The 14,106-nt window shown below is 65.9% G+C and carries 14 protein-coding genes; 4 read left to right on the top strand and 10 right to left on the bottom strand.

Annotation, left to right across the window (positions count from 1 at the left end; translation table 11 throughout):
- Window positions 1-25 precede the first annotated feature (25 nt).
- The 6 genes from ACO41U_RS02040 to nikB all read right to left on the bottom strand — a co-directional run bounded on the left by ACO41U_RS02040 (window position 26) and on the right by nikB (window position 6,039).
- Window positions 26-1,543, bottom strand: coding sequence for an ABC transporter substrate-binding protein (locus ACO41U_RS02040; RefSeq protein ID WP_485941283.1), 1,518 nt, complete (start codon window positions 1,541-1,543; stop codon window positions 26-28).
- Window positions 1,544-1,648: 105 nt separating this feature from the next.
- Window positions 1,649-2,245: a hypothetical protein gene (locus ACO41U_RS02045; RefSeq protein WP_298778923.1), complete on the bottom strand. Its 597-nt coding sequence runs from the start codon at window positions 2,243-2,245 to the stop codon at window positions 1,649-1,651.
- Complete coding sequence (locus tag ACO41U_RS02050) at window positions 2,242-3,231, bottom strand: ABC transporter ATP-binding protein (RefSeq protein WP_298778921.1); 990 nt, start codon at window positions 3,229-3,231, stop codon at window positions 2,242-2,244. The genes ACO41U_RS02045 and ACO41U_RS02050 overlap by 4 nt, the downstream gene beginning before the upstream one ends.
- Window positions 3,228-4,223, bottom strand: a complete 996-nt coding sequence (locus ACO41U_RS02055; protein ID WP_485941284.1) for an ABC transporter ATP-binding protein — start codon at window positions 4,221-4,223, stop codon at window positions 3,228-3,230. Before ACO41U_RS02055 ends, ACO41U_RS02050 begins: the two co-directional genes overlap by 4 nt.
- A gap of 16 nt (window positions 4,224-4,239) precedes the next feature.
- Window positions 4,240-5,094: an ABC transporter permease gene (locus ACO41U_RS02060; protein WP_298778917.1), complete on the bottom strand. Its 855-nt coding sequence runs from the start codon at window positions 5,092-5,094 to the stop codon at window positions 4,240-4,242.
- Between the two features lie 15 nt (window positions 5,095-5,109).
- Window positions 5,110-6,039 carry a nickel ABC transporter permease gene (nikB, locus tag ACO41U_RS02065; protein WP_298778915.1) on the bottom strand — a complete coding sequence of 310 codons (930 nt, stop codon included), beginning with the start codon at window positions 6,037-6,039 and terminating at the stop codon, window positions 5,110-5,112.
- A 307-nt stretch (window positions 6,040-6,346) separates the two neighbouring features.
- Here nikB and ACO41U_RS02070 point away from each other — a divergent pair, with 307 nt between their 5' ends.
- Window positions 6,347-7,936 (top strand): N-acyl-D-amino-acid deacylase family protein, encoded by a 1,590-nt coding sequence (locus ACO41U_RS02070; protein ID WP_485941285.1) that lies wholly within the window; start codon window positions 6,347-6,349, stop codon window positions 7,934-7,936.
- 22 nt (window positions 7,937-7,958) lie between these two features.
- Here the strand turns inward: ACO41U_RS02070 and ACO41U_RS02075 are convergent, their stop codons facing one another.
- Both ACO41U_RS02075 and ACO41U_RS02080 read right to left on the bottom strand, forming a co-directional pair.
- Window positions 7,959-8,297, bottom strand: a complete 339-nt coding sequence (locus tag ACO41U_RS02075) for a branched-chain amino acid transporter permease (RefSeq protein WP_485941286.1) — start codon at window positions 8,295-8,297, stop codon at window positions 7,959-7,961.
- On the bottom strand, window positions 8,290-8,982 hold the full coding sequence (locus ACO41U_RS02080; RefSeq protein ID WP_485941287.1) for an AzlC family ABC transporter permease: 693 nt from the start codon (window positions 8,980-8,982) through the stop codon (window positions 8,290-8,292). Before ACO41U_RS02080 ends, ACO41U_RS02075 begins: the two co-directional genes overlap by 8 nt.
- 234 nt (window positions 8,983-9,216) lie before the next feature.
- On the opposite strand from ACO41U_RS02080, the gene ACO41U_RS02085 reads away from it, so the two are divergent.
- The 3 genes from ACO41U_RS02085 to ACO41U_RS02095 all read left to right on the top strand — a co-directional run bounded on the left by ACO41U_RS02085 (window position 9,217) and on the right by ACO41U_RS02095 (window position 12,032).
- Window positions 9,217-9,813: a hypothetical protein gene (locus tag ACO41U_RS02085; protein WP_485941288.1), complete on the top strand. Its 597-nt coding sequence runs from the start codon at window positions 9,217-9,219 to the stop codon at window positions 9,811-9,813.
- A gap of 148 nt (window positions 9,814-9,961) precedes the next feature.
- Complete coding sequence (locus ACO41U_RS02090; protein ID WP_485941289.1) at window positions 9,962-10,921, top strand: L-lactate dehydrogenase; 960 nt, start codon at window positions 9,962-9,964, stop codon at window positions 10,919-10,921.
- Window positions 10,922-10,958: 37 nt separating this feature from the next.
- Entirely contained in the window at window positions 10,959-12,032 is a 1,074-nt protein-coding gene (locus tag ACO41U_RS02095) for a branched-chain amino acid aminotransferase (protein WP_485941290.1), read from the top strand.
- A gap of 29 nt (window positions 12,033-12,061) precedes the next feature.
- Here the strand turns inward: ACO41U_RS02095 and yjfF are convergent, their stop codons facing one another.
- Both yjfF and ACO41U_RS02105 read right to left on the bottom strand, forming a co-directional pair.
- Complete coding sequence (yjfF, locus tag ACO41U_RS02100) at window positions 12,062-13,087, bottom strand: galactofuranose ABC transporter, permease protein YjfF (protein WP_485941291.1); 1,026 nt, start codon at window positions 13,085-13,087, stop codon at window positions 12,062-12,064.
- The gene (locus tag ACO41U_RS02105; RefSeq protein WP_298780822.1) at window positions 13,084-14,103 is read right to left on the bottom strand and encodes an ABC transporter permease; all 1,020 of its coding nucleotides are present in this window, start codon (window positions 14,101-14,103) and stop codon (window positions 13,084-13,086) included. The genes yjfF and ACO41U_RS02105 overlap by 4 nt, the downstream gene beginning before the upstream one ends.
- Window positions 14,104-14,106: the final 3 nt, after the last annotated feature.

Below are 14,106 nucleotides of genomic sequence, written 5' to 3' on the forward strand. Positions count from 1 at the left end.
GTCGTCGTTTTGAGGTGCCGATGCGCTACTCGTAGTACACGCCGTCAAGACGGTTGATGATGCCGCGATAGAAGTTGTCCGCGCCCTTCAGGGCCTTGTTGGTGCCGTAGAGGGTGTCGGCGATGGCGAGGTAGCACCACGGGTTCAGCTCGTTCACGCGGTCACAGAAGCGCTTGTAGATTTCCGCGCGCTCCGGGCCGTCCGGCGTGACGGTCCCCTTGTCCAGCAGCTCGTCCACCTCGGCGTCCTTCAGCCAGACGCGGTTGGAGGGGCCTGCGAACTTGGAGTGCATGGCCGCCTTGATGTAGGCGTCCGGGTCCGGGTTGATGTCGGAGGCGGACCAGCCGATCATGAAGACGGGCAGCTTGCCGGCCTTCAGCTGATCCAGGAAGGTGCCCCACTCCAGGACCTGGATTTCGACCTTGATGTCCAGCTCGGAGAGCATGTTCTGGATGACCTCGGCGTAGTCCTTGCGCTGCTTGTTCTCGTTGGTGTAGATGGTGAAGGCAAGGTCCTTGACGCCGGCCTTGTCCAGCATCTCCTTGGCCTTGTCGGGGTCGTACTCCACGGGGACGGGCTCGGGGAAGTAGTTGTTGATGGGCAGGAGCGGGCTGGTGGGCACGCGGCCCAGCCCCTGATAGACCACGTCCAGAGCGGCCTCGCGGTCGATGGCGATCGTGATGGCCTTACGGACCTCGGGGTTGTCGAAGGGCGGCGTCTGCGTGTTGAAGCCCATGTAGGTGATGGAGAGGCCCGGCTTGTTGTAGACGTTGACCTTGCCCTCCTCCTGCAGGCGCTTGAAGTCGCTGGTGGGAAGGCCGTAGGCGATGTCGATGTTCCCCGTTTCAAGCTCGATGACGCGGCTCGTGGTCTCCGGAATGGTGCGGATCTTGAGCGTCTTGAACTTCGGCTTCTCGCCCCAGTAGTCCTCGAAACGCTCGAAGGTGATGTGGTCGCCCTTCAGCGCGGAGACGAACTTGAAGGGGCCGGTGCCGATGGGCTCCTTGCCGTAGTCCTCGCCCGCAGCCTCCACGACCTTCTTGTTCAGGATGTAGGAGGAGGAGTGGTTCAGGTAAGCCAGGAAGCCGGCCATGGGGGCGGAGGACTTGACCTGGAACGTGTACCGGTCGATGACCTTGAGCCCCTCGGGGTCGATGTTGGCGCCGTAGGACTTCACGGCTGCAGCCTTCGGCGTCGTCATGCGGTGGAGCGTGAACACGGCGTCCTCGGCGGTCAGCTCGTCGCCGTTGTGGAACTTGACGCCCTTGCGCAGCGTGATCTCCCACGTCGTCGGGTCGAGCTGCTTCCAGCTCTCCGCCAGATATCCGACGAGCTTCTTGTCCGGCGAGAACTCGAACAGCGGCTCGTACATCTGGATCAGGGCGCAACTGGACGAGGTGTCGTTCGCCATCTGGGGGTCCAGGGACTTCGCGTCCGACGCCGTGCCCACGACGATCTCGTCCTTGGGCGCTGCCACGGCGAGGCCGCAGGCCAGAGCTGCGAACGCCGCCGCCAACAGGAACAGAAAAACGCGCTTCTTCAAAACAAAACACTCCTTCCGGGTAGTATAAGGCCTCGCAGAGGCCCTATGATCAATGGTTAAAGGGACGCCCCACTTACAGGGGGCAAGAGCACCAAGCACTTCTTTTTAACGCGAACTGGTATCAGTTTTCTTCCGGTGCGCCTCCGCGTAGAGCAGCGCCTGGTCGTAGGTGGCGTCGTCCGGGCAGTAGACCCGCATCAGCACGCCCCGGCGGCCCCTTAGCAGGAGGACCCGCATCGCGTCCATGGGCTGCACCGCCGTCACGTCTTCCCACCGGGCGCGGCGCTCCGTACTGCGAATGACCTCCATGACCGGCTCGATGGGGTAGCCCGTGAAGTGCAGGCGCTGCCCGTCCACAGCGTGGGGGTTGGACCTCATGTTGTCGCAGAAGGCCTCCTCCTCGTCGAAGCGGTAGAGCGCCGCGTAGCGATTCCTCATGACGACGAAGCACACGACCGCGAACAGCCCCAGGAAAGCCAGGACCAGGTAGCCCGACACGAGGGCGGCCCCCTTGACGTGGGAGGCGTCCACGTAGCCGCCGAACCCCGCCTGAAGCGCCAGGAGGGAGAGCCAGCTCACGGACCAGCCGATGGTCAGCAGGATGGAGAGGTCCAGCAGGATCAGGGGGTTCGTCCCCAGCGGGACGCCGACGTACCAGCGCAGCCGGGAGGGGAGGGTGCCCTCGGCCCGTTCTCCGCTCATGAAGATCGGCTCCGGGTCAGGCGCCCGGCGAAGCGGCAGGCCACGAAGTGCCCCGGCTCGTATTCCGTGAGGGGCGGCGTCCCACCCAGGCACTCGTCCTGACGGTAGGCGCAGCGCCCCATGAAGCGGCAGGAGCTGGGCGGGTTGATGGGGCTCGGCACGTCACCCTCCAGGATGATCCTCTGACGGCGCCCGCTGAGGCGCGCCGTCGGCACGGCGGAGAGCAGGGCCTGCGTGTAGGGGTGGACGGGGTTCTTGAACAGGGTGGTGTTGTCCGCCTTCTCCACGACCTGCCCCAGGTACATTACCGCCACCTCGTCGGAAACGTAGCGCACCACGCTCAGGTTGTGGGAGATGAAGAGGTAGGTGTAGCCCCTCTCCTTCTTCAGCTCCTCCAGGAGGTTCAGCACCTGGGCCTGAATGCAGACGTCCAGCGCCGATACGGGCTCGTCCAGGACGATGAAGTCCGGGTCCAGGGCCAGGGCCCTCGCGATGCCAATCCGTTGCCGCCGCCCGCCGTCCAGCTCGTGGGGGAAGGAGGTGATGAGCCGTGAGGCCAGGCCCACGGTGTCCATCAGCTTTTTGACGCGGGCGTCCAGCTCCCGGTGGGGGCAGGCCCGGTTGATGACGAGGGGCTCCGCGATGAGCTGCGACACCGACATGCGCGGGTTCAGGGACGAGAAGGGGTCCTGAAAGACGATCTGGGCCCTGCGGCGAAACTCGCTGCGCTTCGCCCCCGTGAACTTGAGGGAGTCCTGGCCGTCGAAGAGCACCTCACCGCCCGTGGCCTCGATCAGGCCGATGACGACGCGCCCAAGGGTGGACTTCCCACAGCCGGACTCGCCCACCAGCCCCAGGGTTCGGCCCCGGCCGATGGAGAGTGACACGTCGTCCACGGCGTGGAGCAGGCCTCCGTGTACGCCGAAGTATTTTTTGAGTCCCCGAATCTCCAGAAACGCCTCCGGGGCCGTCTTTGTGCCGCTCATAGCCTGGCTCCCCCCTCGATCTTCTTCGGAAAGTGACAATCGACGAAATGCCCCTTTTCCACCTCGACCATGCCGCAGGCCCTCTCGAAGCAGACGGACTGGGCCTGGGAGCAGCGCGGAGAGAAGCTGCATCCCGTGGGCAGGTTCGTGGGGTCGGGCGGGAGGCCCGGGACCACCGCCAGCTTCTGGCCGAGGGGGGTGTCCAGGTCGGGAACGGCGTCAAAGAGCCCGTGGGTGTAGGGGTGCAGCGGGTTCCCGTAGAGCTGACGCAGGTCCGCGTACTCCACGAGGCGCCCCGCGTACATGATGGCGACGCTGTCGCAGGTCTCCGCCACGATGCCGAGGTCGTGGGTGATCAGCAGCATGGAGGTCTTCACCTTCTGCTGCAGGTCCTTGATCAGCTCCAGCACCTGTGCCTGAATGGTGACGTCCAGGGCCGTGGTGGGCTCGTCCGCGATGAGCAGGCTCGGCCGGCAGGCCAGGGCGATGGCGATGCCCACGCGCTGGCGCATCCCTCCGGAGAACTGGTGGGGGTAGTCCTTGGCGCGCTCCGTGCGGATCCCCACGAGCCCCAGCATCTCGTAGGCGCGGTCCCGGACCTCGTGGCCCTTCAGGTCCGTGTGCAGGGAGATCATCTCCATGATCTGCTCCTCGACGGTCATGATGGGGTTCAGGGAGGTCATGGGGTCCTGGAAGATCATGGCGATCTGGCTGCCGCGCATGTGGCGGCGCTCCGCGTCCGTCATCTTTCGGACGTCCTGCCCCTTGAACAGGATCTCGCCGCCCGTGATCTCGCCGGGGGGCGACTGGATGAGCTGGAGGATGGCCAGGGCCGTGGTGGTCTTTCCGGCTCCCGTCTCGCCCACGAAGCCCAGGGCGCGTCCCTCCCGGAGCTGGAGGTTGAGGTGGTTGACGGCGTGCACCACGCCGGAGTCCGTGTCGAACTGGACGGACAGGTCGCGGACGTCGAGGAGCAGTTCGTTGTCGTTCATCGTCGAGCCCCTCCCGTCAGCGTTTCAGCTTGGGGTCCATGGCGTCCCGCAGGCCGTCGCCCAGGAAGTTCAGGGCGATGATGGTGACGACGATGGCGATGCCCGGAAACATGCTGAGGTAGGCGCTGCCGCGCAGGTAGCCGCGGGCGCTGGACAACATGCCGCCCCACTCCGGGAACGGTGGCTGGATGCCCAGGCCGATGAAGCTCAGGGCGGCGGAGGAGAGGATGGCGCCGGCCACGCTCAAGGTCGCCTGGACGATGAGCGGGGCGCAGCAGTTGGGCAGGATGTGCAGCAGGATGATGCGGAAGTCGCTGGCGCCCATGGCTCTGGCAGCCTCGATGAACTCCATCTCCTTCACCGAGAGCACGGAGGCCCGCAGGAGGCGCGAGAAGCGCGGCACCGAGGAGATGCCCACGGCGATCATCAGGTTGAAGAGGCCGGGACCCAGGGCCGCGGCGATGGCGATGGCCAGGAGCGTGGAGGGGATGGCCAGCTGCACGTCCATCAGGCGCATCAGGAGGTTGTCCAACCAGCCTCCGTAGTAGCCCGCCATGGCGCCCAGGGCGCCGCCCAGCACCAGGGCGATGGAAACGGACACCAGCCCCACCTGCAGGGACACGCGCGCGCCGTAGATCAGGCGGCTCAGGACGTCGCGCCCGAATTCGTCGGTCCCCAGGAGGTGCTTGGCGTTGGGGTGCTGGAGCACCTCCCGCAGGTTCTGGCGCGAGTACTTGAAGGGCGCCACGTAGTCCGCAAAGACGGCGACGAGGATCAGCAGGATCAGGACCGCCAGGCCGATCATGGCCAGCTTGTTGCGCCGCAGGCGGATCAGCGTCAGCCGCAGCATGCTGTTCTTCTTCAGGATCATCTCTTCACGTTCCCCCTAGCGGTATTTGGCCTTGATCCTGGGGTCAACCCAGGCGTAGAGAAGGTCTACGACGAGATTCATGATGCAGTACACGACGGCGATGTACAGCACGCCGCCCTGGACGACAGGGAAGTCGCGCATCTTGATGGACTCCACCACCAGGCGTCCGATGCCGGGGATGGAGAACACCGTTTCCGTCAGGATGGCGCCGCCCAGAAGGCTGCCGAACTGCATCCCGATGATGGTCAGGATGGGGATCAGGGCGTTGGGCAGCGCGTGCCGCCAGATGATGACGGACTCCTTCTGCCCCTTGGCGCGTGCCGTGCGGATGTAGTCGGAGCGGATGACCTCCAGCATGCTGGAGCGCGTCATGCGGGTGATGACGGCCAGCGTGCCGCCGGAGAGCGTGAACACCGGCATGATCATCTCGGCGAAGGTGTTGAAGCCCGACGGTGGCAGCCACTCCAGCTTGACGGAGAAGAGCAGGATGAGGAGCACGCCCAGCCAGAAGTTCGGCATGGCGACGCCGATCAGGGCGAGGACCATCGTGATGGAGTCGAAGAAGGAGTACTGTCGGATGGCGCAGATGATTCCGAAGGGAAGTCCCAGGGCCACACCCAGGACCACGGCCCAGAAGGCCAGCTTCAGCGTGATGGGGAACCGGGCCATCAGCTCCTCGCTGACGGGGGCCTTCGTCACGTAGGACCGCCCGATGTCGCCTTTGAGGGCGGCCTTGTAACAGTAGCGGCCGAATTGGACGAAAAAGGGGTCGTTCAAGCCGTAGTTGATGCGGAACTGTTCCACCGCCTCCGCGGGTGCGTCCTCGCCCAGGGCCATTCGGGCGGGGTCGCCGGGGGTGATGTAGAGGAGCGTGAAGACGATCAGCGCGACTCCCGCAAGCACGGGAATGAGCATCAGAAGTCGGCGCAGCGTGTACTTTAACACCAGGAACCCTCCTTGAGAAAGATTAGCTCGGAACCATGCGACAAAGCCGGAACCGTTGAGCGTCGTGCGTTGCGGCAGGCGCGACCGTCCTGCGGGCCTTTCGTAAATGTGTGGCTTTGTGCAAATCCTTTCATTATTTTAAAGAAAGAAATTGAAACGCGTTATCCTGCAAGGAAAAGCGCATCTATCTTACCATAAGGGGAGCGTTTTGACTTGAGCGATTTTTTTATTCGTGAAATAATGAACCTTGCGATGGTGGAGTCTGTCGTCTTTGTCATTATGTTGTTTTACCAAGGGATGGGATTGCATGTCGGAGTTTGTTATAACGAACGCCCGTATCTGTGACGGGAGCGGGAGCGCGTGGTATCGGGGCGGGGTGCGCGTCCGGGACGGGGTCATCGTGGAGGTGGGGCGGAACGTGGCGCCCTGCGGCGGCGCGGCGGAGGTGGAGGCGGGGGACAGGATGCTGGCTCCTGGCTTCATCGACATCCACAGCCACGCGGATTTCGTCCTGCCCCTGCACCCGGAGGGAGAGAACCTCCTGCTGCAGGGGGTGACGACGATCGTCATGGGGCAGTGCGGCATCAGCCCGGCGCCCGTCGTCCCGGAGCGGGTGGTCCAGTTGGACGAGTACGCGGGGGTGACGCGGTCCGGCCGGAAGCTGAAGTGGAACTGGCAGAGCTTCGGCCAGTGGCTGTCGCGCCTGGAGGAGCTCCCCCTGGGGGTCAACGTGGGCTCCTTCATCGGTCAGGGGACGGTGCGCCTGTGCGTCATGGGCTTCGCGAGTCGGGCCCCGTCGCAGGACGAGCTGTACCGGATGCGGGAGCTGGTGGAACAGGGCATGGAGGAGGGGGCGTTCGGGCTGACCAGCGGCCTGGCCTACCCGCCGGGGATCTACTCGTCGGACGCGGAACTGGAGTTCGTGGCGGGCGGCCTCACGAAGCGTCGGGGGCTCTACCTCTCCCACATGCGAAACCAGGCCGACAGGTCGCCGGAGTGCGTGGAGGCCACCATCAACGTGGGGCGGGTGAACCGCATCCCCGTCCAGGTGGTGCACCTCAAGGCACGGGAGGGGGACCGGCCCGGCATGGCGGCGCACCTCTTTGGCATCATCGAGAGGGCCAGGGCGGAGGGCGTCGACGTCACGGTGGACCAGTACCCCTACACGGCCGCCAGCTCCACCATGCGCTCGCTCATGCCGAAGTGGGTGCACGAGGGTGGCGTGGCGGGCATCGTGGAGCTCCTGTCGGACCCCGTGCGGCGCAGGCCGCTGCACGACGAGATGGCCGCGTCCGAGCGCTGGCTGAAGTGCATGGAGCACGGGAACGGGCCGCGGGGGATCGTCCTTGGAGAGCTGCCCGGAACGCCGCAGTACAAGGGGATGAACCTGGAGGCTGTGGCGAAGGACATGGGGACCGACGCGGTGGACGCGCTGCTGGAGGTCATTTTGAAGAACCGGGGGTGCGATCAGGGCGTCTACTTCACGATGACGGAGCAGGACGTTCGGAACGTCATGGTGAACCCGCTGGTGATGGTGGGGTCCGACGGCGGCATCGCGCTCCGGGGCGAGTTCGTCCATCCGCGCTATTGCGGGACCTTCCCCCGCGTCCTGGGGCGCTACGCGCGGGACCTGAAGCTCTTCTCCATGGAGGAGGGCGTCCGCAGGATGACCTCCCTGCCCGCGTCGCGGCTTGGGCTGACGCGCAAGGGCCTCCTGCGGCCGGGCATGGACGCGGACATGGTGCTCTTCGACCCGGGGACCATCGCGGACGGCAACGACTACGAACACCCCACGGACCCACCCGTCGGCATCGAGTCCGTGTGGGTGGCCGGACGGCTGGCGGCGCACCGGGGCCGCCTCACGGGCGAGCGGGCCGGGCGCGTGCTGCGCTTTTAGGGAAGGCGGGGGCGGGCGCCTTTTAGAACGCCGTCTGCACCAGGAACATGTAGCACGCCGTGCCGCAGAGGACGCTGAGGAGCAGGCTGCGCAGCCGAACGTGCAGGAGGGCGGCCACGGCGCAGGCGAGGAACTCCGGCGCGCCGTAGGGCGCGGCGGTCAGGTTTACGTTCCGCAGGCAGTAGACCGCCAGCATGGGCATGATGGCTCCGGGCAGGACCCGTCCCAGGTACGCGACGATGGCGGGCGTCCTGCGCCCGAAGGTGATGAAGGGCAGGAACCTCAGCGCCAGCGTCACGGCGCCGCTGACGAGGACGATGAGGGCGTCGTGCGCGTGGGGGCCGCAGAACAGGTCAGTCATTGTCTTCCTCCAGTCTTCCGCGCAGGAGCAGCAGGGCCGCTGAGATGGAAAGCATCGTCGGGATCAGGAAATGGTCCGGACCGAAGATCGCGAGGCAGACGAGGGACGACGCGAGCCCCACGAGGGCGGGGGAACGACGACGGGCGGTCAGTTGCTGTTCGGCGCAGAGGGTCACGAAGAGCGCCGTGAGGGCGAAGTCGATTCCTTTCGTGTCGAAGGGGATGAAGGGCCCCAGCAGGGCGCCCAGCGTCGTGCCGGCGAGCCAGGCCGCGTGGTTGAACAGCGACACGAGGAAGCAGTAGCGGTGAAAGCCCGGCCGGTCCTCCGCGCTGCAGGCCAGGGACCACGTTTCGTCCGTCAGGGCGTAGATCAGGTAGGGCTTCCTCCAGCCCGCGCCCCGGTAGCGGTCCACCATGGAGATGCCGTAAAAGAGGTGCCGGGCGCTGACCATGAGGGCAGTGAGGGCCGTCGTAGGAAGGGACACGGCCCCTGCCATCAGCTCGAGGTCCACGAACTGCATGGTGCCGGAGTAGACGACGAGCCCCATGGCGAGAGCCCACAGCGCGCCATAGCCCCTCGTGCTGAGCAGCACGCCGAACCCCGTCCCCAGGACGATGTAGCCGGCGACGACCGGCAGCGTGTCGAAGAGAGCGCGCCGCGCGGACCCTCTGTCCTCGTTGGTCATGATCGAAAAACTCCCGTCCGTCAAAGATACGCCGGGCAGCCCGCCCGGAATTTGACGTATTATATCGGGAAGTGCCGTCAAAAGGAAGTGTCACCGGGGCGCGAGGAGCCGGGACGGGTCCGAAAATGCTGTATAATAGATCAATTATGCTTAAGGCGAGGTCGGGGTGTCGGCCAAGGCGCGCAGGGAGAGGGCATTCCGGCACCGGCTTTGCGATCTTTCGAAGATTGGCGGGTGTTTTCAGTGATCAGGAAGCTCTTGATGGCCTTGCAGGCCTTTTCGTTCATCGTGGGGCTCGCTGTGATCTTTGCGGGCGGGGTCATCTGTTGGGATGTGGCGTCCCACGGCATCCCCGAGATCGTCGATCTAAAGGTCCTGCACACCACGAAGGCGAGGTACGCGCGCGTCACCGCTGCGCTGGAGGACACGGGCGTGCACTTCCCAAGGGACAAGAAGAACAGTGCGTCGTATTTCTACACGATCCGGCTGGAGGACAAGCTGGTCCTGGTCAAGAGCCTCCACAGGCGGGAGAAGGGGCCGGCCTCTTCGTTCTTTGTCCTGGTCCAGCCCTACGAGGGGACGCGCGTCGAAACGTATTTTTCGCTGCAGGCCGCTGCGCGCGGCCTCCCGGAGGAGGACGTTCGGGCGGGATACGCGGACCGAATGTTGCAGTACTTCGACAACAACCCAAGGAAGTACGGTAGGATGGTGCTGGGCCTGGGGGCGCTCGTGTTCCTGGCGGCCGCAGTCTGGACGGCCGTGGCGAAGAACGGAGGGGCGTTGCTCCGAATGGTCCTGACCCTCGGGCGCAGCGAGAGAGAAAGGCGCTGAACGCGCCGGCTGGTTCCCCACGCGGGGACGGTGGCATGGTCTTATCGGTGCCTCCGCCCCCGGATGGGTTCGGGGACGTGCGGCAGCTTTCTTAAAGTCAACGGGCGTTGGCTTTTAAGGAAACAAGAAGTCAAGGAGTGAATCGAGTATGCGGAGAAAGAAGAGGACGGTCGGCATCATCGGCATTGGACACGTTGGAGCGCACGTCGCCTACAGCCTTGCGGTTCAGGGCATTGCGGACGAGATCATCCTGGTGGACAAGGAGAGAAAGAAGGCGGACTGCGAAGCTCAGGACGTTATGGACTCCGTCTGCTACCTGCCGCACCGCGTCGAGGTGCGCTCCGGGGACTTCCCGGACCTGAAGGACTGCGACGTGCTGGTGAACAGCGCGGGGCACATCCAACTGCTGGCCACGGGCAACAAGACCCGTTTGGATGAGATGGACTTCACCATCCGGGCCGTCAACGGCTACGTGGATCGGGTGATGGAGTCCGGCTTTGACGGGGTCGTCATCAACATCACGAACCCCTGCGACGTGGTGGCCTGGCGCTTCGCGGAGTTGTCGGGGCTGCCGCGGGGTCGCGTGTTCGGCACGGGCACGGGGCTTGACACGGCGCGCCTGCGGTCCGCCCTGGCGCGTCAGACGGGGGTGGACCACAAGTCCATCTGCGCCTACGTCATGGGAGAGCACGGCGCGTCCCAGATGGTGCCCTGGTCTGCGGTGTCCTTTGGCGGTAAGCCCCTCACGGAGTGGGAGAAGACGGACGAGCGCTTCCGCTTCGATCACGAGGCGATCCGCAAGGAGGCGCGGGACGCGGGCTGGGTGGTGTTCAGCGGCAAGCAGTGCACGGAGTACGGCATCAGCTCTACGGCGGCGCGCATGGCGAGCGTCGTCCTTCTGGACGAGAAGCAGATCCTGCCCGTCGCGACGCGCCTCGAGGGCGAGTACGGGGAGAGCGGGATCTTCATTGGCGTGCCCGCCGTGGTGGGCGCAGGGGGCGCGGAGCAGGTGGTGGAGATCCCCATGTCGGCGGAGGAGTTGGCGGAGTTCAAGGGATGCTGCGACGACGTGCGCGCGAACATGGCGCACGCGCTGGAGATCCGTTAGCGGCCGGGGGCTGTCTTAGGTTCTGGAGGTCATGACGATGAAGATTGCGTTTACGAGGAACGAGCGTCCGGGGAAGCTGCCCCCGTCGAAGGAGCTGGGCTGGGGGAGCGTCTTTACGGACCACATGTTTTTGATGGACTACAGCGACGCGGAGGGGTGGCACGGGCCGCGCATCGTCCCCTTCGGCCCCATCGTTCTGTCGCCTGCGGCCAGCGTCTTTCACTACGGCGCGGAGGTCTTTGAGGGGCTGAAGGCCTACCGACGCGCGGACGGCGCCGTGCAGCTGTTCCGCCCCATGGAGAACGCTCTGCGCCTCAACCGTTCCTGCGAGCGCATCGGCCTGCCCCAGCTGAACCCGGAGGACACGGTGGAGGCCATCAAGGAGATCGTCAGGACGGATCAGTCCTGGGTGCCGTCGGACCCCGGAACGTCGCTCTACATCCGCCCCTTCGTCTTTGCGACGGACCCTGCGCTGGCGCTGCACGGCATCCATCGGGCGACGTTCGCCATCATCCTGTCGCCGGTGGGCAGCTACTTCCCCGAAGGCCTGAAGCCCGTCCGAATCATGCTTGAAACGGAGGACGTCCGGGCGGTGCGGGGCGGCACGGGCTACACGAAGTGCGGAGGGAACTACGCGGCGAGCAACCGGGCGGGGGACCGGGCCATGGAGAAGGGCTACGCTCAGGTGCTGTGGCTGGACGGCGTGGAGCGCAAGTACGTGGAGGAGGTCGGCGCGATGAACGTCATGTTCAAGATCGGGGGGCGGGTCGTCACCCCCTCCCTGGCCGACGGGTCCATCCTGCCGGGCATCACGCGAAAGTCCTGCATCGAGATGATGCGGAGTTGGGGCATGACGGTGGAGGAGCGGAAGATCGGCGTCGATGAGTTGACGCGGGCCGCGGAGGAGGGAACGCTGGAGGAGGCCTGGGGCACGGGCACCGCAGCGGTGATCTCTCCCATCGGAGAGCTGTCCTATGAGGGCAAGAGCTACGTCGTCAACGGGGGGGAGATCGGCCCCACCTCCCGAAGGCTCTACGACGAGCTGACGGGCCTGCAGTGGGGCAGCCGCCCCGACCCCTTCGGCTGGACGGTCCCGATCCCCAGGAGCTGAGGCCGTCAGCCGACCCTCCGGAGGCCGCCCTACTGGCTGGCTTCCGGAGGGTTTTTCTTTGTGGGGACGGCGAAGCGCGCCGACCGCACCACCCAGGTCTGAAGGAGGATGAACAGGAGGAGGAGCGCCCCCACCACGATCTTCGTCCACCAGGAATTGAGGGTTCCCTCGAAGCTGATGAACGACTGGATCACCCCCTGGATCAGGACCCCGACGATGGTGCCGGGGAGGGTGCCGATCCCGCCCGACAGGAGCGTGCCCCCGATCACGACCGAGGCGATGGCGTCGAGCTCTAGCCCGATGCCGGCCAGGGCGTAGCCTGAGAACGTGTAGAGGCTGTACAGGATTCCCCCCAGCGCGGCGAAGAAGCCGGACAGGGCGTACACCTGCACCTTGCAGGAGCGGACGGGCAGCCCCATCATGGCGGCCGAGCTCTCGCCGCCCCCTATCGCGTAGACGTTCCTGCCAAAGGCCGTCGATTGGGCGACCCAGGTGGCGGCCGCGGCGACCCCCAGGAAGACGAGCGCCACGAAGGGCAGGTTGACCCGCTCCGTCAGAGGGATGCCGAAGGAGGCCATCGCCGTCAGCGACGGGGACTTCAGCGGGATGGACTCCAGGCTGATCATCTGCGCGGCGCCGCGCAGGAAGAACATGCCGCCCAGGGTCACGATGAAGGGGGGGAGGTCGCAGCAGGCGATCAGGACGCCCATCAGGGCGCCGAAGGCCGTGCCGAGGACGAGGACGAGCCCCATCACGAGGAAGGGGTTGAGCCCGTGGACGGACACGAGCCTGGCCATCAGGACGCCGGTGCAGGCCACGACGGACCCCACGGAGAGGTCGATGCCGCCCGACAGGATGACGAACGTCATGCCCACCGCGATGACGCCCAGGAAGGCGTTATCGATGAGGAGGTTCACGAACACCCTCAGGGAGAAGAAGCTGGGGAACCGCAGGGAGGCCGCCGTAAAGAGCAGCAGGAAGACCGACAGGGTGGCCAGCAACGGGATGTGGCGGGCCCTGATCCGCCCCGGCCTCCGTCCGCAGAGGGGCCTCACAGCGCAGCCCTCATCCGCGCCATGCCGGCGCGCACCGCAGGCGACTGCATGAGGCTGATCAGGATGACGACCAGCGCTTTCACCACCAGCGTCGCCGGTCGGAGCACGCCCTGGGCCAGGATCGTCGTGGTCAGGGTCTGGATGATCAGCGCTCCGATGATGGAGCCCAGGAGGCAGAAGCGTCCGCCGGTCATCGGCGTCCCCCCGATGACCGTGGCCAGGATCGCGTCCAGCTCCAGGTTCAGGCCGACGTTGTTGGCGTCCGCCGCCCGGATCTCCGTCGTCAGGAGCAGGCCGGCGACGCCCGCGCAGAGGGCCGAGAGGACGTAGACGAGGGCCTTGACCGCCGAGGCGTTGACGCCCGCGTAGCGGCTGGCGGAGGGGTTGATCCCGATCGCCTCGACGAAAAGTCCGAGGGCCGTCCTGCGCGCCGCGAGGCCCGCTCCAATGCAGAGGAGCGCGGTCACGTAGAGGGAGAACGGCAGGCCCAGGAGGAACCCCGACGAGAGGAACTCGAAGGCGGGGTACGAGAAGCGGACGATCTGCCCACCGCAGAGCAGCTGGGCGATGCCGCGCCCCGACACCATGAGGATCAGCGTCGCCACGAAGGGCTGGATGCCGAGGCGCGTCACGAGGAGCCCGTTCCAGAGCCCCGCAACGGCCGCGAGGGCCAGCGGAGCTGCGACGACCAGGAGCAGGGGGCAGTGGGCGCGGGCCAAAAGGGCGGCTGCCGACCCCGCGATGGCGATGACGGCCCCTACGGAGAGGTCGATGCCTCCGGTGGCGATGACCAGGGTCATCCCCATGGAGAGCAGGACGGTGGGCGCCGCCCGGCGCAGGACGTCCAGGAGGCTGCCGTAGAGGTGCCCGTCCCGGACCTCGATGGCCCAGAAGTTCTCCGTGAAGAACAGGTTGAAGATCAGGAGCAGGAGCCAGAACGACAGGGCCCACAGGTAGGGCCGCGACGTTCGGTTCCCCGATGGCTTCAGCACGACGACTCCCCCTTCAAGCTTCAATCA

Source organism: Fretibacterium sp., assembly GCF_057312375.1.